At 70.4% G+C, this 20,814-nt stretch carries 18 protein-coding genes and 1 pseudogene; 12 read left to right on the top strand and 7 right to left on the bottom strand.

All coding sequences use genetic code 11. From position 1 onward, the window contains the following. Positions 1-18 precede the first annotated feature (18 nt). The 7 genes from G361_RS50080 (at position 19) to G361_RS0101800 (ending at position 7,196) form a co-directional block, all read left to right on the top strand. Positions 19-294, top strand: coding sequence for an acyl carrier protein (locus tag G361_RS50080; RefSeq protein WP_019925339.1), 276 nt, complete (start codon positions 19-21; stop codon positions 292-294). After that, the gene (locus G361_RS41875; protein WP_019925338.1) at positions 291-1,817 is read left to right on the top strand and encodes an AMP-binding protein; all 1,527 of its coding nucleotides are present in this window, start codon (positions 291-293) and stop codon (positions 1,815-1,817) included. The genes G361_RS50080 and G361_RS41875 overlap by 4 nt, the downstream gene beginning before the upstream one ends. Continuing rightward, positions 1,817-2,956, top strand: coding sequence for a beta-ketoacyl synthase N-terminal-like domain-containing protein (locus G361_RS0101820; RefSeq protein WP_026342594.1), 1,140 nt, complete (start codon positions 1,817-1,819; stop codon positions 2,954-2,956). Before G361_RS41875 ends, G361_RS0101820 begins: the two co-directional genes overlap by 1 nt. After that, a complete protein-coding gene (locus tag G361_RS41870) occupies positions 2,953-3,936 on the top strand; it encodes a beta-ketoacyl synthase N-terminal-like domain-containing protein (RefSeq protein WP_019925336.1) in 984 nt (327 codons plus the stop codon). Before G361_RS0101820 ends, G361_RS41870 begins: the two co-directional genes overlap by 4 nt. Further along, a complete protein-coding gene (locus G361_RS0101810) occupies positions 3,933-4,217 on the top strand; it encodes an acyl carrier protein (RefSeq protein WP_019925335.1) in 285 nt (94 codons plus the stop codon). The genes G361_RS41870 and G361_RS0101810 overlap by 4 nt, the downstream gene beginning before the upstream one ends. Position 4,218: 1 nt before the next feature. Next, positions 4,219-5,571 (top strand): salicylate synthase, encoded by a 1,353-nt coding sequence (locus tag G361_RS0101805; protein WP_019925334.1) that lies wholly within the window; start codon positions 4,219-4,221, stop codon positions 5,569-5,571. A gap of 167 nt (positions 5,572-5,738) precedes the next feature. Continuing rightward, the gene (locus tag G361_RS0101800; protein WP_019925333.1) at positions 5,739-7,196 is read left to right on the top strand and encodes a PLP-dependent aminotransferase family protein; all 1,458 of its coding nucleotides are present in this window, start codon (positions 5,739-5,741) and stop codon (positions 7,194-7,196) included. A gap of 41 nt (positions 7,197-7,237) precedes the next feature. Here the strand turns inward: G361_RS0101800 and G361_RS0101795 are convergent, their stop codons facing one another. Beyond that, positions 7,238-8,464, bottom strand: a complete 1,227-nt coding sequence (locus tag G361_RS0101795) for a CoA transferase (RefSeq protein ID WP_036494345.1) — start codon at positions 8,462-8,464, stop codon at positions 7,238-7,240. 237 nt (positions 8,465-8,701) lie between these two features. Between G361_RS0101795 and G361_RS0101790 the strand changes: the two genes are divergently transcribed. Then, the gene (locus tag G361_RS0101790; protein ID WP_019925331.1) at positions 8,702-9,400 is read left to right on the top strand and encodes a GntR family transcriptional regulator; all 699 of its coding nucleotides are present in this window, start codon (positions 8,702-8,704) and stop codon (positions 9,398-9,400) included. Here G361_RS0101790 and G361_RS51695 read toward each other — a convergent pair. Beyond that, positions 9,375-10,500: pseudogene (locus tag G361_RS51695) on the bottom strand (MBL fold metallo-hydrolase). The gene G361_RS0101790 and the pseudogene G361_RS51695 sit on opposite strands and share 26 nt — an antisense overlap. 191 nt (positions 10,501-10,691) lie before the next feature. Here G361_RS51695 and G361_RS0101780 point away from each other — a divergent pair. Continuing rightward, on the top strand, positions 10,692-11,384 hold the full coding sequence (locus tag G361_RS0101780; protein WP_196814385.1) for a TetR/AcrR family transcriptional regulator: 693 nt from the start codon (positions 10,692-10,694) through the stop codon (positions 11,382-11,384). 171 nt (positions 11,385-11,555) lie between these two features. Here G361_RS0101780 and G361_RS0101770 read toward each other — a convergent pair whose 3' ends face one another. From G361_RS0101770 to G361_RS0101760, 3 genes are read right to left on the bottom strand one after another with little or no spacing between them, the layout of a single operon-like run. Further along, positions 11,556-13,016: an aldehyde dehydrogenase family protein gene (locus tag G361_RS0101770; protein ID WP_019925327.1), complete on the bottom strand. Its 1,461-nt coding sequence runs from the start codon at positions 13,014-13,016 to the stop codon at positions 11,556-11,558. Beyond that, positions 13,013-14,131 (bottom strand): hypothetical protein, encoded by a 1,119-nt coding sequence (locus G361_RS0101765; RefSeq protein ID WP_019925326.1) that lies wholly within the window; start codon positions 14,129-14,131, stop codon positions 13,013-13,015. The genes G361_RS0101770 and G361_RS0101765 overlap by 4 nt, the downstream gene beginning before the upstream one ends. A gap of 27 nt (positions 14,132-14,158) precedes the next feature. Further along, on the bottom strand, positions 14,159-15,139 hold the full coding sequence (locus G361_RS0101760) for an LLM class flavin-dependent oxidoreductase (protein WP_019925325.1): 981 nt from the start codon (positions 15,137-15,139) through the stop codon (positions 14,159-14,161). 306 nt (positions 15,140-15,445) lie between these two features. On the opposite strand from G361_RS0101760, the gene G361_RS0101755 reads away from it, so the two are divergent. Next, on the top strand, positions 15,446-16,699 hold the full coding sequence (locus G361_RS0101755) for a TetR/AcrR family transcriptional regulator (protein WP_019925324.1): 1,254 nt from the start codon (positions 15,446-15,448) through the stop codon (positions 16,697-16,699). Between the two features lie 128 nt (positions 16,700-16,827). Here the strand turns inward: G361_RS0101755 and G361_RS0101750 are convergent, their stop codons facing one another. Then, positions 16,828-18,540 carry a SpoIIE family protein phosphatase gene (locus G361_RS0101750; protein ID WP_019925323.1) on the bottom strand — a complete coding sequence of 571 codons (1,713 nt, stop codon included), beginning with the start codon at positions 18,538-18,540 and terminating at the stop codon, positions 16,828-16,830. Between the two features lie 112 nt (positions 18,541-18,652). After that, the gene (locus tag G361_RS0101745; protein WP_019925322.1) at positions 18,653-19,069 is read right to left on the bottom strand and encodes a VOC family protein; all 417 of its coding nucleotides are present in this window, start codon (positions 19,067-19,069) and stop codon (positions 18,653-18,655) included. A gap of 86 nt (positions 19,070-19,155) precedes the next feature. Here G361_RS0101745 and G361_RS0101740 point away from each other — a divergent pair, with 86 nt between their 5' ends. Both G361_RS0101740 and G361_RS0101735 read left to right on the top strand, forming a co-directional pair. Next, positions 19,156-20,097: a YafY family protein gene (locus tag G361_RS0101740; RefSeq protein WP_026342591.1), complete on the top strand. Its 942-nt coding sequence runs from the start codon at positions 19,156-19,158 to the stop codon at positions 20,095-20,097. Positions 20,098-20,304: 207 nt separating this feature from the next. Next, on the top strand, positions 20,305-20,802 hold the full coding sequence (locus G361_RS0101735; protein WP_019925320.1) for a hypothetical protein: 498 nt from the start codon (positions 20,305-20,307) through the stop codon (positions 20,800-20,802). Positions 20,803-20,814: the final 12 nt, after the last annotated feature.

Below are 20,814 nucleotides of genomic sequence, written 5' to 3'. Positions count from 1 at the left end.
AATTACCGGGATACTGTGATGGTCGCATCCGAAGAGCGCTACGACGACAATGACGACAATCGTGAACGGCTGCGGACCATTACCGCCGAGGTGCTCGAGACGGAGCCCGGCGGGATCGATATGCAGGCCCATTTCTACGACGATCTGGGTGCGTCCTCGCTGGAGAAGGCCGAGATTCTCGGCCGCATCGAACGCGAATTCTCGGTGCGGCTGACCGACGGTTCGGTCGAGAAGATGGATTCGCTGAACGACGCGCTGGCGGTCGTCGGCGCCGCCGCTGGTGCACGCGAATGAATCTCGTCGATCACTTCGTCGGAAAACATCTGGACTCGCCGCGCCGCGACGCGGTGGCCTATGTCGACTCGGCCCTGGGCAACGTCAGCTACACCGAATTGTTCACCGCGGCAGGCGCATTCGCGGCCCTGCTCGCGGAGGCCGGAGTGGCGCGGGGATGTCGCGGCCTGGTCCTCGCGGACGACGCGGTGACGACGGTGGTGGCGATTCTCGGGCTCTGGTGGCACGGCTGCGCGGCGGTGCCGGTGAATCCGGCGTTGTCGGACACCGACATCGGATTCATCGCGACCGACAGCGGCGTGGCGTTCGGGTATCTCGACGTACCCGCGCGGCGGCGGGACGCGGTCACCGCGGTGCTGCCGGACACCGCGCGACTGGACGGTGATCGCCTCCGCGAACTGATCCTCCGGCAACGCGATTCGGCCACGGTGCCCGAACCGCCGCCGCAGGCGCGGTGGTCGCCGGATCGGGAAGCGTTGTTGCAGTACACCTCCGGCAGCACCGGCGTGCCGAAGGGAGTGCCGCACCGGGCCGGCGCCCTGCTGTCGGTCCCCGCCGGATTCGGCCGCGTCGCCGCATTGACCCCGGCCGATGTCGTGTTGTCCACGGCGAAACTCTCGTTCGCGTACGGATTCGGCAATTCGCTGCTGCTGCCGCTGAGCGCGGGCGCCACCACCGTGCTGATCGACGGCGCGGTGGATGCCCAGATCGTCGCGACCGCGTTGCACCGGCACCGGCCGACCGTGCTGTTCTCGGTGCCGCGGCTCTACGCCGGTCTCGCGGACTCGTTCGACGCCCGCGACAGCCGGCTGCGCCTGGCAGTGTCCGCGGGCGAGGCGCTCCCGGCCGACCTCTGCGAGCGAACCATGCGACGCCTCGGCGTGCCGTTGGTGAACAGCCTCGGCACCACCGAACTCCTCTACATCGTGGTCGCGACCACACCCGCCGATCCGGCGCCGGGCACCCTCGGCGTGCCCGTTCCCGGCGTGACGGCCACGCTGCGCGACCGCGACGGCCGGATACTCGACGACGACCTCCCCGACGGCGAGGAGGTCGAGGGCCGGTTGCACATCGCCTGCGCATCGGTCGCGGGCCGCTACCTCGACCGGCCCGACGCGACCAGGGAGACCTTCGCCGACGGCGGCGCGTACACCGGTGACATCGTCCGGCGCGCACGCGGCGGTCCGATCCGGTACCTGGGCCGGGCCGACGACTTCCTGAACCTGGGCGGGTACAAGGTCTCCCCCGCCGAGATCGAGGTCGTGATCCGTGCCGTCGCCGGGGTGGGCGATTGCGCGGTCGTCGGGATCGAGGACGATCACGGCCTGCAGCAGGCGGTGGCGTTCGTCGTCCCGCAGCGCGACCACGAGCCCGGTGCCGTACGACGGGCCGTGATGACCTCCCTGCGTGGCGATCTCGCGTCGTTCAAGCGTCCCGGCCGGGTGGAGATGGTCGACGCCCTGCCGACCACGTGGACCGGCAAGCTCGCGCGCAACCGGCTCCGGACGATCGGGGCGAGCTGATGTCCTGGGACATCACCGGCATGGCGGCGGTCGCCTCGATCGGGACGACACCCGAGGAGATCTTCGACGCACTGTGCCTGCGCCGCAGCGGAATCGGGCCGTTGCGCGCATTCGACGCCGCGAAGTACCGGACCCGTCACGCGTACGAGATCGACGACCGCGGCGACGGCGGCGACCGGCCGTTCCGCGCGACCCGCTGGCTGCACACCGTCGTCGAGGCGGCGCTGGCCGACGCCGGGATGGCCGCCGACACCGCGCGGTATCCCGTGATGGTCGGAACCACGTTGCGGGAACACCGATCCGCGGAGCTGTGGTGGCGCGAGGCCGCCGTGACAGCGGAGCCGCTGGACCCCGACCGGCTCGACTTCGCGGCCGCGTTGCGGGACATCCCCCAGGTCGGCGAGGTGCACACGATCGCCTGCGCCTGCGCGGCGTCGTTGTGCGCCTTGGGCATGGCCGCCGATTCGATCGAGCTCGGTCTCGCCGACACCGTGATCGTCGCGGGTACCGACTCGCTCAGCGAGAGCGCCTTCGGCACGATCGATCGCGTCCAGACCCGGACGCCGGATGCGTTGCGCCCGTTCGACACCGGACGCGCGGGCATGATCATGGGTGAGAGTGCGGTGGCGGTCGTGCTGCGCCGGGCCGGCGCCGGCGGACGGCACGCGCGGCTGCGCGGGGTCGGCATGAACTGCGACGCGCTCCACGCCACCGCGCCGGACCCGCTGCGCATCCGCGACGTCATCGCCGACGCGCACCAACGGGCCTGCGTCGACGCCGCCGACATCGACCTGGTCATGTTGCACGGCAGCGGAACCCAGCTCAACGACGCCGTCGAGGCGTCCGTGCTGACCGATGTCTTCGGCGCGATCACCCCGGCTCCCGCGATGACCGCGATCAAATCGATGACCGGGCACACCCTCGGCGGGTCCGGCCTGCTCAGCCTGATCGTGGCGGCGGTCGCCATGCGCCGCGGTACGGTGCCGCCGATTCTCGGCCTCACCGATCCGATCGCCGAGGCGGCCACGCTGAATCTGATTCGCGATGCCGCACCGGCGAATCCGGTGATCGCGCAGATCGATGCCTTCGGCTTCGGCGGCATCAACGCGGTCGCGGTGATCGAGAAGGGGACGCCGTGACGCGCTCGACGGTCGTGGTCACCGGAGTCGGCCTGACCGTCAGCGGACTTCCGGCGAACGCCGATCTGCTCGCGGCCGACACTCTCGATCCGACGGCCGAGCCGAACCTCGGCGGACGGCGGTTGCGGCACAAGGATCGTGCGTCGCGGCTCGCGCTGTGCGCGGTCGAACGGGCACTCATCGACGCCGGCCTGCCGACCGATCCGGTGGAGACCGCCGGCACCACGGCCACGGTGGTCAGCTCGAATCACGGCAACCTCGACAGTGTCTGCGACTTCACCGATCGCATCGCGGAACAGTCCACCGCCGCCCTCAGTCCCCTGGGCCTGCCGCATGTCTCGTCGAACGCCATCGCCGGGTGGATCGCGATCCGGCACCGGCTGCACGGACCGAACATCACCCTGTGCAGCGGCCGCACCGGCGGATTGGACGCGCTGCACTGGGCGGCCACGCTCATCCGGGCCGGCCGCGCCGATACGGCGGTCGTCGTCGGCGTCGAACCGGACACCGAGCCGGTGCGCGGATTGCTCGGTATCGGCCCGGAGCAACCGATCCTGGACGGCGCCGCGGCCCTGATTCTCGAAACCGCTGCGCACGCGCGGAATCGACGCGCGATCGTGCGGGCCGTCGTCGGAAACTGTTTCCGCACGGACACTCTCGATTCCCTGGCCGCGGCGCTGCGCGTGGCGAGCCCCGCGCCGGGCCTGTGGCTGACCTCAGCGGGCCTGTCCTCGGAGATCGAGTCCCCGATCCCGGCGACGGATCCGGCCCGGCGTTTCGGGGAGTGTTCCGGTGCGCTCGGCGTGCTCCAGAGTGCCGCGGCGGTAGCGCATTTCGACCGCGGCGAGCCGCGACCGGTGTACGCCACCTGCGCGCGGCCCGACGGCGATGCCGTGACCCTGCGCCTGTACCCACCGGACGCCGCCGGGTGCCACCCGGTCCACGAACACGCCGGGGCCCCCGAGCTGGAGGAATCATGACGGAAAACGTTGCGGGACACGTAGATCCGGAAGACCTGCGGCAGCTGGTCGCCCGCGTCCTGGAACTGCCCGCCGACGAGATCGACGACCACGCGGACTTCGCGGACGAGCTCAGTGTCGACTCACTGCTCCGGCTCGAACTCCTGACCAGGCTGGAAGAGCACTACCACCTCACGATTTCGGAGACCGAAGTCGCCTCGCTCACGTCGCTGACCGCCGTCCGCGACCTCATCGACCGGTTGCTCAGCGCGGAATCGACCGGCGCAGACCCAACTCTCTGACATGGAGGACCACGTGACCGCCCCCGAATCTCTGCGCCTGCACACCACACTCGATCCCGTGACCGCCGTGTCACGGCTGGCGGACTCGGGCCGGTTCGGTGACCACGTCGTCTACGAACGGCCCGGCACCTGGGTTTTCGCGGCCGCGCCGCTCGGGCACGTCGAATTGGATTCGGACGAGGCACGAGTCACCGCCGGCGGTGAACTCACCCGGGAACGGTGGACCGGCCGGCCCGTCGCGGCCCTGGAGCGAGCCCTCGACTCGCTGCGCGCGGTGTGCGGCGCCGGGGCCTCGGGCACCGCGTACGGCTGGATCGCCTTCGAGTTCTGCGCCTACCCGCTCGGCGCGCAGGAGTATCTCCACAGCGGAACTCGCTTGGCGCACTTGATCATTCCGCGCATCGAGGTGACGGTCACCGAATCGGAGACGACCGTGAACGGTGCGACGGCCGCCGAGATCGAGACGATCGTGGAACTGCTGACCCCGCCCGCCGGCCCGCTGCCGCCCGCACATCCGGCCGATATCCGCGCCGACCCGAGCGACTACCGGGCCAGGGTCGCGGCGGCGGTCGGCGAAATCGCCTCGGGCCGCTACCAGAAGGTGATCCTGTCGCGCCGGGTCGAATTGCCGTTCCGCGTGGACCTGCCGGCCAGTTACCGGCTCGGCCGGGCACACAACACTCCGGCCCGATCGTTCCTGCTCCGGCTCGGCGAGCTGGCGGCGGCCGGATTCAGCCCGGAGTTGGTGGTCTCCGTCGACGACGAAGGTGTGGTCACCACCGAGCCGCTGGCGGGCACCCGCGCGCTCGGACGCGGCGCCGCAACGGATCTGGCCGCCCGCCACAGCCTGGAGTCGGACCCGAAGGAGATCGTGGAACACGCGGTGTCGGTGAAGACGTCGTTCGCCGAGATCGTATCGATCGCCGAACCCGGCACCACCGCGGTCGCCGACTTCATGGCGGTCCGTGAGCGCGGCAGCGTCCAGCACCTGGCCTCCACCGTGCGCGGCAGGCTGGCCCGGCACCGGACACCGTGGGACGCCCTGGAGGCGTTGTTCCCGTCGGTCACCGCGTCCGGCATTCCCAAGCGGGCGGGTGTCGACGCCGTCTTCCGCCACGATTCCCCGCGCGGACTGTATTCCGGTGCGGTGGTGATGCTTTCGGGCAGCGGCGCGCTGGAGGCCACGCTCGTGTTGCGGGCGGTGTACCAGGACCGCGACACCGCCTGGCTGCGGGCCGGTGCGGGCATCATCGCCGCGTCCGGCCCGGAGCGCGAGTTCGAGGAGACATGTGAGAAGTTGAGCAGCGTAGCGCCTTATCTGGTCAGCGCGCCGCGCGGACGCAATGGGGCTTGACCGGAGAAAACGTGGCTCTACCGGAGAAGTTGCTGCTCCGACGCCGGTCGATCACGCTTCGGCGTGCCCGACCGGCCTTACCTCTGCTTTACTGTTGGCGTGGTGCATACCGGGCGGTCTTGGGCCGCCACACATGTCGTGACGCCGGTCCCTCGTCGAGGCTGACGGTGGACCTGCACGTCACGCTCACCGGCAGAGGAGATCTCGGCGGTCAGATCTACCGGCAGATCAAGGCCGCCGTACTGGACGGACGCCTGCGTCCGGGGCAGCCGCTGCCGCCGTCGCGCGAACTGGCCCGCCGACTGGCGGTGTCCCGCAACACCGTGACCGGCGGCTACGACCGGCTGGTCGCCGAGGGGCTGGCCGAAAGCCGGGTCGGCGCAGGCATATTCGTCCGGGCGGCGACCCCGCATCCGCCGGGCCGGGCCCCGGCGACCACGCAGGTCACGGCGGTGCGACCGTCCCCGGTCTGGGCGAACATCACGGTGCCGGACGCGAACTTCTTCTCCTACGCGCCGACCTACGACCTGCGGCCGGGCATCCCGGACGTCCGCCTGTTCCCCTACGAGGCCTGGCGGCGCCTGACCGCACAGGCGTACCGGGCCTCCTCGATCGGCAGCGGAATGCCCATCGACCCGGCGGGCCTGCCCGAACTGCGCGTGGCCATCGCCCGGCACATCGGGGTCTCACGGGCCGTGCACGTGACGGCCGAGAACATCATCGTCACCCAGGGCATCCAGCAGGCCCTGGACATGGTCGGACGGGTACTGCTGCGGCCCGGTGACCGCGTGGCCATCGAGAACCCCTGTTATCCCTTGGTGCGCGAGCTGTTTCGCAGCCTCGGCGCCGAAGTGGTCGGTGTCGACGTGGATTCGGAGGGCATGCGCATCGACCTGCTGCCCGACCGCACGAGAATCGTCTACGTCAGCCCGTCCCATCAGTTCCCGCTGGGCATGCCCATGTCGCTGGAACGCCGGCGAGCGCTGCTGGACTGGGCGCGCGACCGCGACGTGGTGGTGATCGAGGACGACTACGACACCGAATTCCGCTACGGCGGAAGACCTCTCCAGCCGTTGCACAGCCTCGATACCGCGGGCCGGGTCATCTACGTCGGAACCTTCTCCAAGGTCATGCTCCCGGTACTGCGCGTCGGTTTCGTGGCCGCCCCCGGTCCACTGTGGACCGCGCTGCGAGCCGCGAAGTACGTGACCGACTGGCACTCCCCCCAGCCCGTCCAGGTGGCACTGCTCGGCTTCATCGAAGAAGGGTTGCTGGCCAAGCACATCCGGCGGATGCGCCGGGAATACCAGACCCGCCACGACCGCATCGTGGAACTGCTCACCACCCACTTCACCGAAACCCTGACCGTCATCTCCTCGGCAGTGGGTCTCCACGTATCGGCCTGGGCCGACCCCGAAGTCGACGCCGCCGCCGTCGCAGCCCGCGCACGAGCCGCCGGCGTAGGCATCCTCCCGATCTCCCGATTCCGGATGACCGACGGCCCGGACGGCCTCGTCCTCGGCTACGGCGCCATCGCGACCGCCGACGTCGACCACGCACTGGCCGTACTGCACACCGCAATTCAGGAGGAGATCCGAACGGCCCACCGCGAGATCCACGCCTGACCCCGGCTCACCGCGCCGGCACTGCGTAGATCGCCGCTCCGCTACCCGGTCCCGCCGACGACACCCGTCGCACGCAGACCCGCCACCTCCGGCTCGGACAGCCCGAGCACCCGGGTCAGGACCTCGGCGGTGTCCGCACCCAACGACGACGCGACCGCGGTGGGTCCGTAGCCGTCGCCGTCGCGGATCGGGCTGCGGGCGGAGATCACCGGGCCGATACCCGGTTGATCGACCTCGGCCAGAACGGGACTCGCCGCGCCGGTCGCGAGATCGGCTACCACGTCGCTCATTCGGCGGTACGGACTCCACAGCACCCCCGCTTCGGTCAGCGCCGTGGCAACCTCCGGTGTGGGGCGGGCCGCGAACCAGGGGCGCATCACCGCGGCGATCGTCTCCCGGTACTCGTAGCGGTCGGCCTCGTCGGCGAAGTCGGCGTCCAGCGATTCCGCCAGGGCCGTAACCACTTTCGCCGTTCCGGTGGCCGTGCACAAGGCCTGCCACTGGCGGCCGGTCAGTGCCACCACCATCACCCGGCCGCCGTCGGCGGTGACGAAGTCCGTACCGAAGGTGCCGTAGATGAAATTGCCGTGCCGGGCCCGGTCCCCGCGCTCGCGAACCTCGCTGAGCCATCCCATGTTCGCCACGCCGGCCAGCGCCACATCGGCCAGGGCGACCCGCAGATCCGCGCCGGCGCCCGTCCGGTCCCGCCGATGCACGGCCGCCAGCAGCGCCGTCGTGGCGGTCGAACCCGCCAGCAGATCCCATGCGGGCAGCACGTGATTCACCGGTGTGCGGGTGTCGGCCGGACCGGTCAGATCCGTGACGCCGACCTCGGTGTTGACCGTGTAGTCCACCGCCGGGCCACCACCGGCCCGGCCGCCGATGTGCACCTTGATCACATCCGGCCGGCGCGCGGCCAGCGCCTCGTAGGAGAACCACGGCCGGCCCACCGCGTTGTCGACCACGATCCCGCCGCCGGCGCCGGGCGCGGTCGCGAGGGCCAGGGCCAGTTCGCGGCCCTCGGCGGACCGGACGTCCAGTTCCACCGACTGTTTGCCGCGGTTCAGCGACGTCCAGTACAGGCTCTCCCCGGTCTCCCGCGACACGGGGTACCGCCGGTAGTCCGGTGCGCCGCCGAGCGGGTCGATCCGGATCACCTCGGCGCCGAGTTGCGCCAGCGTCATTCCCGCCGACGGTCCGGCCACGTAGCTGGCGAATTCCACGATCCGCAGGCCCGCCAGGGGTGCGTCCGCGGGTGTTGTCTCCATCGTCACGATTCCGACGTCTCCTGCCGTCGGGCGGCACGGATCGAAATCCGTACCACCTCGGTTCGTCCGTACAGTTCGGCCCGGCCTCGGCCCGTCTCGACAGCGGAGCATCTCGATGGCCGATACCGGACCGGATTGTGTATATTTTATTGCATATTCAATGAGCGGATCATCCAGCCGGGCATCGTGTCCGGCGCGCCGACAAGGAGACCTACCATCGCCGGCTCGAATTCAGCGTTGCGGTTCTTCGACGAGGGCGGCGTGCCGTCTCAGGGGCTGTCCCGCCCCACCAGCTCCCAGCAGGTCGCCGAATACATTCGCCGCCTGATCTTCGACAACAGGCTACGGGTCGGCGACCGCATCCCGCAGCTGGAGATCGCGGAGGAGCTGCGGGTCAGCCGAGTGCCGGTCCGCGAGGCCGTCATCGCGCTGGACCGCGAGGGCTGGGTGATGATCGAGCCGCACCGCGGCGCGTTCGTCGTGGGACTCGACGAGAACTCCACGCGCGACCACTACGAATTGATGGGCCGCATCTACGGTTTCGGCGCCCGCCGCGCGGCCGAACGCGGCTCCGACGAGGCGATCGCCGAACTGGGCAAGGTACAGCGCGCCCTGCAGGCCGCGACCGACCCGGACGAGTTCGCCCGGCTGAACATGCAATTCCTCGCCCGTCTCTTCCAGATCGCCGGATCGCGCCGGATCACGGCGACCGTGCGGCTGATGGCGGTCAGCATCATCCCCGGCAACTATTTCGCCGAGGTTCCCGACGCGATCAAATTGCAGAAGCGTGGCCTGCGCATCGTCATGCGTGCGGTCAAGGATCATGACGGCGCCGCCGCCGAACAAGGCTTCGTCGACATGCTGCATCTCGAGTCCGAGAAGGTGGTCGGGTTGCTGACCACACGCGGCATCATCGGCGGCCCCGAGGCCGACTGATCCGAGTTCGTCCCAGGCACAGCCGGGCGGGGGGCACACCCCCGAACAGCCCGCCGGGCGTCGACCACGCCAGTTCCCCCCGATCGACCAGATACACCACGTGGGCCATCGTCTCGGCCAGCGCGGCCACCTGCATCCGGCCGACCTCGGCCCACGGCCGCGACCACGTGAGCCGTTCGGCGAGTTGCCAGATCGTCGGGTCGCCGATCGCCTCGACCGCGGCCACGATCTCCCGGCAGCGCCGATCGTGATGATCGAGCAGCTGCTCGGACCGCAATGCCATTCCGCCGAAACGATATTCGTGCGCGGGCAGCGCCTCGTGGTCGTCGTAGTCCGCGAGCCGGCGCAGCGAGTCGAAGAATTGCGGCAACGGTGACGCGCCGTCCTGCCGCAGGCCGAGATTCGGTGTGATGCGGGGCAATACACAGTCGCCGGTCAGCAGGACCCGCGCATCGGGCTCGCGCAGGCACAGGTGGCCGGGGGTGTGACCGGGCGTACAGCCGCCGGCCCGGCAGCGGGACCGGATCGCCGTCCTCGAGCAGGACATCGGGTTCGATCAGATCCTCGAAGCTGGGACGGTCGGCCTGATCGAGCATGTGCAGGAACGCCTCGGTCTCGGTGGCCGGCGCCCCGGCGATGAGCATCAACCGCTCGATCTCCCCGCGCGAGCCGATCCGCCGATCCTGCTGCCCGAGGCGCGCGGGCAGCGAATCCCGTTCCGCCGGATGCATGGCCACCCAGGCGCCGGCGGCGTCCCGCAGTCGTTCGGACATCCCGTGATGATCGGGATGGATGTGCGTCACGACGACCCCGGCGACATCGTCGATCCCGAGCCCGGCGGCCCACAGCCCGTGCACCAGGGCCTGCCAGCCCTCCTCGGAGCGCCAGCCGGGATCGACGACCACCGCACCGCCGGTACCCGGCACGAGATAGGCCAGGGTGTAGCGCAGCGGATTGTCCGGGAAGGGCACCGGCACCGACCAGATTCCCCCGGCCAACTGCTCGACCGCCGGCAGGGTCCGGCTCCGCCACGCCTCGAGTTGCGCGGTCCCGGTCACCGTGATCGCGGAGCTGTCGCTGGTCACCGCATCGGATGTCATCGCCGGCCGCCGACCGTGTGCCCGGCGCCGCGAGCGAATCTGAAGTCATCGAACATACCGAATATTGTATAAATATTCCGGACAAGCTGCGCCGGAAACAATGCCGGCGACCGGGAGCCTATCCACACGTTCGCCCGCGCCCTCGACCGGACACAGTAAAGTAGACCGCTGTGCAGGCCGAGGACCAGCCAGTGATCCGCCCGAATTCGCCCGCCCGGCGACAGGCGCCGAAGCAATCCACGGCGTCGGCAGCGAAGTCGGCGCAGGAGAACCGAGACACCCGGCGGCACGTCATCGAGGCCGCGATCCAGACCATCCTGGAACAGGGTTTCTACCGGGCGAGTTCGAATACGATCGCGGATCGGGCGGGGGTCACCTGGGGAGTAATCCAGTACCATTTCGGCACCCGGGAAAAGCTGATGCTGGCCGTACTGGAAGAAGGCAGCAACCGGCTCGCCGAGGATCTGAAGGCCGCCGAGCTCACCGGATCGACCGTGCAGCAACGGCTCGAGCAATTCTTCGACATCCTGGCGGCGTACTACGCGTCGCCGGATTACCTGGCTTTCGCTCAGGTCCTGCTCAATCTCGGTCACGACCCGAACACCTCGGCGCAGACCAGGCAGACCGTGCTCGACGTGAACCAGCGCGCCGATCCGGAGATCAGGCGACTCATCGACCGCGTCTTCGAAGGCACCGGCACCCACGACACGGAAACACACAGCCTCGTATTCCATGCCCTGCGCGGGCTGTCGATCAGCCATGTCGTACTGACCGCCATCGAGCCGTTGCCCCACGGCGACGCGCACCTGCGGTTCCGCAAGGAGGGGCGCCTGCTGGCGCGTTCGCTCAGCCTGCTCATCGAGGGTCCGGAGAACCTCGAATAGGCCGGTCTGCCTCACCACGGCCGGTGAGGTGTCGGTCGACTTCGGCTTCACGCGTGGGCAATTCGGGCAGATGGTCCGGAATGCCCTGTGCCCGAGCGCAACCGACGACACCACGATCCGGACGTCGAAGCGCAATCTGCCGGACCGGCCGACCTGGACGTGGGAGGCCCGTCACCGTGCGGGGTAGGTCACGGATTTGATCGCCGTGTACTGCTCGAATCCGGCTGTGTCGTAACGGTGTCCGACACCACCGGCCCGATAACCGCCGAACGGTGTGTCGGCGCTGTACCCGGTGCCGTTGACGCCGACGGATTCGGCGCGCAGGCGGGCCGCGACGGCCAGCGCGTGCTCCACCGAGCCCGACATCACAGCCCCCACGGCCAGGCCGTGGGGGCCGTGATTGGCGATGCGCACCGCGTCGTCCTCGCCGTCGTAGGGGATGACGGCCGACACCGGACCGAGGATTTCCTCCCGGGCGATGGTCATGGCGCTGTCGACATCGGCGAAAAGGGTTGGGCGGACGAAGAATCCGGTGTCGAGCCCGTCCGGTTGCCCGGGTCCGCCGACCAGCAGCCGGGCGCCTTCCGCGATGCCCGTGCGGATGTGGCCGCGCACGCGGTCGCGCTGTGCGGCCGAGACGACCGGACCGCAGCGGACGGCCGGGTCCTGCGGGTCGCCGGCGGTGATGTCGCGGTACATCGACTCGAGCAGCGCCACGCCCTCGTCGTAGCGGGAGCGGGGCAACAGCAGCCGGGTCGGATGCGCCCAGCCCTGGGCCGCGTGGAGGCCGACGGCACGGCCCAGGTCCGGATCCGCGTCCGCCAGGACGATCGTCGCCGATCGACCGCTGAGCTCGAGGAGCAGCCGCTTCATCGTCGCGGCGCCGTCCGCCATGATCCGCCGGCCGGCGGCGGTGGATCCGGTGAACGAGATCATGTCGACTTTCGGTGACCGCGTGAGTGTTTCGCCGGCCCGATGGCTCGAGGCGGTCACCACGTTCACGACGCCGGGGGGTATGTCGGTGTGCTCCGCGATCATTCGGCCCAGCCGGGTGGCGTTGAACGGGGTGTCCGGCGCGGGCTTCAGGACGACCGTGTTGCCGGTCGCCAGCGCCCGGCCGAGCGTGTGGACGGCCGCCGCGAAGGGGAAGTGCCACGGCACGATCGCACCGACCACACCGACGGGTTCCCGCCACACCTGCCGGATCGGATTCGTACCACCGGCCCTGCCGAGCGAACTGCGCCACGGGTAACTGTCGATCCGTTCCGCCGGGCAGGTGAGCGCGTCGTCGAGTGGCGTGTCCAGCTGCGGGCCGAAGGTGAGCGCGCGGGGGCAGCCGGCCTCGCGGATCAGCTCCTCGCGCATTTCCTCGCGTTCGGATTCCAGCGCGTCCTGTAATTGCAGCAGGCAGGTGCGCCGGAACAGATGGTCGGTGGACCAGCTGGTGTCGTCGAACGCGCGGCGCGCGGCGTCGATCGCGGCGTGCACATCCTCGGCCGAGGCATCGGCGACAGCGCCGAGCACTTCCTCGGTGGCCGGGTCGACATTGTCGAAGGCGCCGGCGCGCCCCTCGACGAGTCGCCCGTCGATCAGCATCCGTGCCTCGAACGGGGCCGGGGCGGTACCGGTCATCCCTCACGCTCTCGTACGCCGGCGGGGTGCGCCGTGATCTCTCGGAATACGTTGCGGGGCAGTGTATCCGGCAGATCCAGGGAGCTGAGCAGTCCCGGTGGCGCGGCGACCACGTAGGGCACCGCGTTGACCACGCGCATCGCCGTCGCGGTCATCGCGGCCCGGCCCGCGCCGTACCCGGCGGGAGCGCCCAGGGTCATCGTGGTGTGGATGTCGGGGTCGCCGTCGATATCGATGCGGTAGGTGGCGTCGCAGTCCGAACTGGGCCAGTCGGGGGCGACATCGCGGGCCATCCGGATGATGTGCTCGACCACGATCGCCTCCCGGCCGTCGATCACGCCCGCGGCGCGGGTGCGGACGGCGCCGCAGGTCCCGGCCTCGATCGTCCCGAACGCGACCTCGATGGCCCGGTCGGTGATCCGGCGGTCCAATGTGCCGCGGACCTCCTCGATCCGCGCGCCGAGACCGGCGGCGATCAGCCGGATCGGCGCGCTCCACGCCGCCTCGAGATAGCCCGGAATGCTCAGTGCCGGTGCGAAATCCAGCGGCCGGCCGAAGCCCATGCCGTCCATCATCACATCGGCGACCGGGTAGTGATCGTTGAGCGAGACCTCGCTCAGGGTGATCGTGCGGATCGCGCGCGACTGGGTCGCCAGCAGCAGCCCGAGCTGATCGGAGGCGAAGCCGGGGAAGATACCCGAGGCGTAGAAGCTCGAATTACCTTCGTGCGCCGCGTTTTCCAGTCGCTGCCGCCACTGCGGCAGGACGTACGCCGGTGGGTACACCAGCCCGGTCGAGGTCGTGGAGACCACGTTGATGCCCGCCCGCAGCAACCGCTCGTAGTCCGGCAGTGCCGCGGTATCGCGCTGTGGGCCGCTGGCGGCGTACACGACGCAATCGGGTTTCAGGGCGATCAGCGCCGCGGCGTCGCCGGTGGCCGTGATGCCCAGCGGCGGGCCGCCGGCCAGGACACCGGCGTCCCGGCCGATCTTGTCCGGGTTGTGTACCCAGACACCTGCCAGTTCCAGGTCGGGCCGGGTGGATACGGCGCTGACGGCGACCGCGCCGACGCCGCCGGTGGACCAGACGACGACCCGAGTCGGTGTCGATTCCATGATGTTCCTTCCTCCGGGACCGCGGACTCAGCTGTCGCGGCGGGCGCGTTCGACGGCGGTGGCGGCGTTCTCGAGATAGGTCCAGGCCACTTCGGGCGGCAGACCGCCGCACAGCGGCAACAGCGGCAGGGGTCCGCCCGCGCGGATCGCGGCGGCGGCCGCGTCCAGGGTGAGCACCCGATACGGACCGGGCGGGTCGCGAAGTTCGTCGACCGTGGCGGCGCGGGAGATACTCGCCACGGCCTCGTCGCCGGGGCGGTAGGCCGCGGCCGTGGTGGCGTCGTGCAGCAGGTGCGGGCCGAGATCCGCCCAGGCCCGCTCGACGTCGTCGGCGACGAAGACGGCCGTCGGCGCTTCCGGCCGCGCGGTCTGCACGAAACCCGGTGCACGGCCGTGCGCCACGCATTCGGCGCGGTAGTAGGCCGCGAGTTCGGCGGACGGGGACTGCGAGACGAATCCGAGGCCGTGCCGTGCCGCGCGCCGGGCGGCGGCGCGGCTACCGCCGGCGATCATGACGGTCGGCCCGCTCGCGGTCTTGCCGTGCGGTGTGACGTGGATCCGGCGGCCGTCACGGACGTGCGGCCGGCCGTCGAGCAGATCCAGCAGCAGGGCCAGGTGGTCGTCGGCCCGGCGGCCCCGCGTCCGCAGGTCGACACCGAACTGCTCGTACTCCTCGGCGCGGTGCCCGATGCCGAAGGCGTAGGACACCCGGCCGCCGCTGAGCAGATCCAGCACGTTGATCTCCTCGGCGAGCAGGACCGGGTCCCGCAACGGAAGGACCACGGCGGCAAGCAGAATCGGCAGTCGGCGGGTACGCGCGGCGATCGCCGACGCGAGCAGCAGCGGTGCCGGCAGATGCCCGTCGGCGGCGCCGTGGTGCTCGGACAGGACCGCCAGCGCCGCGCCCCGCGATTCCGCCCACGCGCACATGTCGACGGCGGCGCCGTAGAGCGCGGCCGGTGGCGCTCCGAATTCCGGTGCGCGCATATCGAAGCGGAGGGTGAACATCGACTGCCTTCCCGCCATGTCATCGCCTCGTCGGGGCGTACCTAACTTTTGTTGCAAACTAGTCCGGGGTGCGAGTGCCCGTCAAGGTGCGGCGATGCGGTGCCGAATTCGCTGTGAGCCAATCGGTTACCGGCCATCGCGGGTGCGTGATTCCGTTTGGAGCACTTCGGGCAGGCGGGTGCAATCCTCGACGATCGGCCGGTTTGATAGCCTGCCGGGGGCGAAGATCCCACGTCGCAGCGCCGGGCCGTCGCCGCGGCGGGCGCCGGTGACCGGGTACGGGCCGACGTGGCGGGAGGTGTTGCGGTGCTCGGTACCGAGGAGAGCGCCCGGCGCGCGGAGATCCTGCGGACCGCGGAAACGCTCATCGCCACCCGCGGCCTGCGAACCTCCTTGCAGGAGATCGCGAAAGCGGCGGGCATCCTGACCGGCAGCCTCTACCATCACTTCGCCTCGCGCGACGCGCTGCTGCTCGAACTGGTCCGCCGCTATCACGCGGACCTGGCCCGGGTGGGGGCGCGGGGACCGGCCCGGCTCGACGCCGAGGACGGGGCGACCCTCGAGGACAAGCTCGTCGCCCTGAGCATCGATATCGCCGAGTGCGGGGTCCGCAACCGGGCCGCCCTGCAGATGTCGTTCTACGAGGCGCCGACCAACGATCCCGAACTCGTCGACCTGCTCGGCCGGCCGCGCGACGAGATCATCGATGCGATGGTGCAGACGTTGCGCGCGGGCCGGTGGAGTGGCTATCTGCGGCCACATCTGGATCTCGCCCCACTCGCCGACCGCCTCTGCCAGGCCATGCTGCACGTCGGCCTGGACGTCATCCGCCGCGACGCCGCACCGGAGCAGGTGGCAACGGTGTTGTGCCGCATCATGACCGACGGCCTGGCCACCCGGGCACCCGGCACCGGGGAACTGGATCGATCCGCGGCCTTCGCCGCCGCCGACCGGGTCGTCCACAGCTGGGGCGACGGCGACGGCACCGGCGATCAGGACAAGACCGCGCGTATCCGGGCGGCGGCCCTGAAGGTGTTCGGCCGCAAGAGTTTCGAGGTGAGTACCCTTCGCGATATCGCCGCCGAGGCGGGGGTCAACGTCGCGACCGTGTACCGGGTCATCGGCGCCAAGGACGACGCGCTCGCCGAGGTGATGCACGCCTTCGGCGAGAAGACCGGCGCGGCGGCGGCCGCCGTCATGGCATCCGGGGCGACATCGATCGAGAAGCTCGACGCCATCAGCTGGATCTACATCAACGCCGTCATCCGCTTCCCCGACGAATGGAAGGTCCAGTTGGCGTGGATGCGGCACTCACCACCGGACGATCCCAATCCCGGCCACGCCTTCACCAGCCGCATGCGGCAACTGGCGGAACTGCTCGTCCGGGGCATCCGCGACGACGAGATCCGGCTCCGCACCATCCCGCCGGATGTGCTGGCCCGCTGTGTCATCGACGTGCTGTGGATGCCGGAGAACATCATCCGCGGTATCGGGACACGAGCCGCACTGGAGCTCGCCCGGGACACGGTCATCCGCGGGATCAGCCGTCGCGCGGGCTGATCCCGCCGGGTACGCCGGTCCCGATCCGGGCACAGCCTTCGGCACTGATCACCCGGCGGACCGACCGAATGCCTTGTCCCCGAACAGCTCTCGCTGTTGGCGCCGAGTCCGCAAGCGGCACAGCCCGTTCAGGGTGTGGGCAGGCGCAGGGCGAGGAGTGCGACATCGTCGTCGGTGCCGGTGGGCATCCGGGCGAGGAGTTCGTCGCAGAGCTTCTCCAGGGGTTCGTGGGTGAGTGCGAGGGCGTGGCGGCGGAGCAGGCCGAAACCGGTGTCGAGATCGATGCCGGGGGTCTCGATCAGGCCGTCGGTATAGAGCAGCAGGGTGGAGCCCGGGGGCAGCGGTGCGGTGGCGTCGGGCCGGTCCCCCGGGGTGGCGAGCCGGGTGCCCAGCAGCAGGCCCTGCCCGTCGTCCAGGTAGCGGGCGCGGCGATCGGGGGTCACCAGCAGTGGCGGCGGGTGTCCGGCGCTGGTCCAGTGCAGGGTCCACGGCCCGTCCGGGGAGCCTTCGACGCGGGCGAGCACGAGCGTGGCCATCGGGACGGTGGTGATCGCGGGCATGGCGTCATCGAGCAGGTCGACGATCACGCTGGGTGGTTCGGCGTGGTCCCAGGCCAGCGAGCGCAGGATGCCGCGCAGTTGTGCCATGCCGGCGGCGGCGGTGAGGTCGTGGCCGACGACGTCGCCGATGACCAGTGCGGTCGTGCCGTCGCGCAGCGCGAACGCGTCGTACCAGTCACCGCCGACCTGTGAGGCGGCCGGGGCGGGCTGATAGCGGGCGGCCAGCCGCAACCGGCCGGGCTGCGGCAGCGGGGCGAGCAGGTTGCGTTGCATGGCTTCGGCGACGGTGCGCTGACGGTCGAAGCGGAGCGAATTGTCGAGGAGCTGGCCGACCCGGCGGCCGATGTCGACGACGGCCTGCCGGTCCTCGTTGTCGAACGGGCGCGCCGGATCGGTACGCACCACCGTGAGCGCGCCGGTGACCTGGCGGCCGGAGCTCAGCGGGACGGTCAGCGCGGATGCCGCGCCGATCGCGTGCAGGAAGCCGGTGTGCACGGCGGCCACCGCGGAATCCGGTGGCCCGGTGATGATTTCCCGGTCCAGCAGAATCGGTTCGCCGGTCCGCAGCACTCCCACCAGCGCCGACTGGGACGCCTGGTCCATGGCGGGCAGGCGTCCCAGCCACTGTTCGTGGCCTGTGTCGCGGTCGTCGGGTCCGGTGACCGCCACCCGGTCGACGTGGTCGCCGTCGACGCGGAGGTCCACCGCGGTCCAGTCCGCGAGGCGCGGGATCAGCAGGCGGCCGAGCCGGGCGAGCATCTCGCCGGTCTCCAGGGTCTGACTGAGTACCGCGGTGACCTCCGCGACCAGCGTCAGGCGTCCGATCAGGTCCTCCAGATCGCTGACCTGCGACGCACGCGCCTGCCACGCCTCGCCCTCGGCGGTCGCGCCGCCGAACAGCACCGCCGACCCGTCGCGCGCGCCGTCGACGCTCAGCGGCGTGACGGCCCAGTCCACCGCGATCGTCTCGCCGTCGAGCCGGGCGAACCGGTCGCCACCCTCGTGCGCGATGTCGTGCCGCGTCAGTGCCCCCTGCAACGCGCATCGGTGCGGCGACCTCTCGCGGCCGGCAGTACCGCCGTGCACGAGATCATGGAAACCCTTGCCGCGCAGGGTTTCCGCGGTGCGGCCCAGCAGCGACTCGGTGGCCGGATTCGCCGCGACGATCCGCCCGTCGCGGCCGGTCACGACCAACCCGAAGCCGAGCTGGTCGACGACCTGCCGCCAGAATCCCGGCACCATCGGCCACTGCCGTCCGTCGGCCACCGTATCCGCGCACATATCCACCTCCGGTTGCGAGCCGCCGGGCCCGCTCCGTGCTCGGATACCCCGCAGAACCGCTGCCAGGCGGGCGAGTGACGCTGGTCATCGGCGCGGGCCCGGTCCGGTGGGGTCAGTTCCCGGTGCGCGCGGCGAGGATATCCAGGTAGTGCTGGTTGTACATCACGCCGAGGATGTTGCCGAACGGATCGAGGATCGAGGCGGTCACGAAGCCGGGTCCGCGTTCGGTGATCTTCTCGTGGACGGTCGCGCCGGCGGCGACGAATCGGTCGACGGCGGCCGCGACGTCGTCGACGTGCCAATAGATCACGGCGCCACCCGGGGTGTCGCCGGTACCGGTCGGCGCGAACCGCCGGTCGACGATGCCGAGTTCGTGCTGATGGTCGCCGAGGCGGAACTCGGCGTAGGCGAGCTCGCCCGCCATCTCCCGGGCGAAATAGGTTGGTACGCCGAGTATTCCGGTGTACCAGTCCCGCGCGGCGGCGACGTCGTCGGCGAAAATGTTGACGGTGCTGAGTCCTCGCAACATCGGTGAATTCCCTTCGTTCGGTGAATATCTCAATGATGCGGGGAAAAGTGCTCACCATATGAGCACTTTTCTGGCAGTCTCGGGGAATGCGAGCTGATCGGCTATTGGCCGTCCTGTTGCTGATGCAGGCGCGGGGCCGGGTCACCGCGGCGGAGCTGGCCACCGAACTCGAGGTGTCGGTGGCGACCGCGCGGCGTGATCTGGAGGCGTTGTCCACCGCCGGGATCCCGGTGTATCCGCAGGCCGGGCGGGGTGGGGGCTGGTCGCTGGTGGGTGGCGCGCGCACGGATCTGTCCGGGCTGTCGGCCACCGAGGCACGGGCCCTGTTCCTGCTCGTCGGGCCCGCCGCGGCGGCCTCCGGGGAGGCGAAGGCGGCATTGCGGAAACTGGTCCGGGCATTGCCGCAGACCTTCCGCGCCGAGGCCGAGGCGGCCGCGACTGCGACGACGGTCGATACCGCCCCCTGGGGTGCGCGCACCTCGGCCCGCCCGGAACTGGCCGAGGTACTCCAGGCCGCGGTGGTACGCCGCCGGAAGGTTTGCCTCGACTACACCAACAGCGGCGGCCACCGATCCCGACCGGTGGTGGAACCGTGGGGTGTCATCGACAAGGACGGCACCTGGTACCTGCTCGCGCGCACGCCCCACGGCCGGCGCACCTTCCGCATCGATCGCATGACCGCCGCCGATCCGCTCGAGGACACCTTCGAGATTCCCGCCGATTTCGCCCTCACCGGCGCCTGGGACGAGGTCGTCGACACCGTCGAGGAGCTACGGTCCCGAACCTGGGCGACCCTGCTGATCGAGCGACGCTTCGCCGCGATACTGCACGACCACTTCGGGCGGCACTGCCACGTCGAGGCCGAACTCGACGACCACCGCGTCCGGGTCCGGGTCGCGGCCCCCACCCCACTCGACATCGCCCGCCAGCTCGCCGGCTGGGGCGATCTGGTCGAGGTGCTCGAACCACCCTCGGTACGAACGGAATTGGGCCGGATCGGCACCGAACTGGCCGATCGATACCGGTAGCGCGAGCACCCGAGGCCGTGTCGGCGCGTTCTCGGCTGTCGCCACCGAGCAGCGCGCCGACGGCGAGACACCGTGCGCGACACGCGAAGTCATGATCATCGCCGCGGCCGGAGTGCGGGAGTGGGTGCGGTACCGGCGTGTCAGGTCGTTCGTGGCGGGTAGTTCGTCACCATGTGCAGGCCCTATCGCCGAACCTAGGAGGTTCCCATGCCGGACAGCACTGCCGGTTCCCTCATTCCCACACCGGTACACCCCACCACGCCCGAAGCCATCGTCGCCACGGAGACCGACACCGACATCCTGGCGCCCACCGACACGAGCGGTCCGGGCCACTCCTGGATCGACCACGGCGTGGCCGCCGGGATCACCGCGGTGGTCCTGCTGGTCGTCGTCGGTATCGCGCAAGCGCTGGAAGGGATTTCGGCGGTCGCGGCCGGCACCGTCGCACAACACGGCTCCCAGTGGGACGTCACCGGCTGGGGGTTCGCGCATCTGGTCGTCGGCGCGGCGCTCGTCGGCGCGGCCGTGGCCCTGTTCACCGGCCGCACCTGGGCGAATGCCACCGCGATCGTCGTGGCCGCGGCGGCGATCGTCGCGAATCTCGTGTGGCGGTCCTACAATCCGGGCTGGACGATGGTCGTCATCGCGCTCGACGTGATCGTCATCGGGGCCGTCGCCCTCCGGCACCACCACCGCACCCGCTGACGCGGATGGCCA

The organism is Nocardia sp. BMG111209, assembly GCF_000381925.1.
GTDB lineage: Bacteria > Actinomycetota > Actinomycetes > Mycobacteriales > Mycobacteriaceae > Nocardia.
Note: the sequence above shows the minus strand (reverse complement) of the source record. Positions and strands in the feature narration are given on the sequence as shown.

Excerpts from the sequence above, each read along its gene's own strand:
- G361_RS0101740 (WP_026342591.1), top strand. The coding sequence starts at position 19,156 with ATGCGAGCTGATCGGCTATTGGCCGTCCTGTTGCTGATGCAGGCGCGG.
- G361_RS0101820 (WP_026342594.1), top strand. The coding sequence starts at position 1,817 with ATGTCCTGGGACATCACCGGCATGGCGGCGGTCGCCTCGATCGGGACG.
- G361_RS0101795 (WP_036494345.1), bottom strand. The coding sequence starts at position 8,464 with ATGGAGACAACACCCGCGGACGCACCCCTGGCGGGCCTGCGGATCGTG.
- G361_RS41875 (WP_019925338.1), top strand. The coding sequence starts at position 291 with ATGAATCTCGTCGATCACTTCGTCGGAAAACATCTGGACTCGCCGCGC.
- G361_RS0101770 (WP_019925327.1), bottom strand. The coding sequence starts at position 13,016 with ATGACCGGTACCGCCCCGGCCCCGTTCGAGGCACGGATGCTGATCGAC.
- G361_RS0101765 (WP_019925326.1), bottom strand. The coding sequence starts at position 14,131 with ATGGAATCGACACCGACTCGGGTCGTCGTCTGGTCCACCGGCGGCGTC.
- G361_RS0101745 (WP_019925322.1), bottom strand. The coding sequence starts at position 19,069 with ATGTTGCGAGGACTCAGCACCGTCAACATTTTCGCCGACGACGTCGCC.
- G361_RS0101805 (WP_019925334.1), top strand. The coding sequence starts at position 4,219 with ATGGAGGACCACGTGACCGCCCCCGAATCTCTGCGCCTGCACACCACA.
- G361_RS0101810 (WP_019925335.1), top strand. The coding sequence starts at position 3,933 with ATGACGGAAAACGTTGCGGGACACGTAGATCCGGAAGACCTGCGGCAG.
- G361_RS0101750 (WP_019925323.1), bottom strand. The coding sequence starts at position 18,540 with ATGTGCGCGGATACGGTGGCCGACGGACGGCAGTGGCCGATGGTGCCG.
- G361_RS0101760 (WP_019925325.1), bottom strand. The coding sequence starts at position 15,139 with ATGTTCACCCTCCGCTTCGATATGCGCGCACCGGAATTCGGAGCGCCA.
- G361_RS50080 (WP_019925339.1), top strand. The coding sequence starts at position 19 with ATGGTCGCATCCGAAGAGCGCTACGACGACAATGACGACAATCGTGAA.
- G361_RS0101735 (WP_019925320.1), top strand. The coding sequence starts at position 20,305 with ATGCCGGACAGCACTGCCGGTTCCCTCATTCCCACACCGGTACACCCC.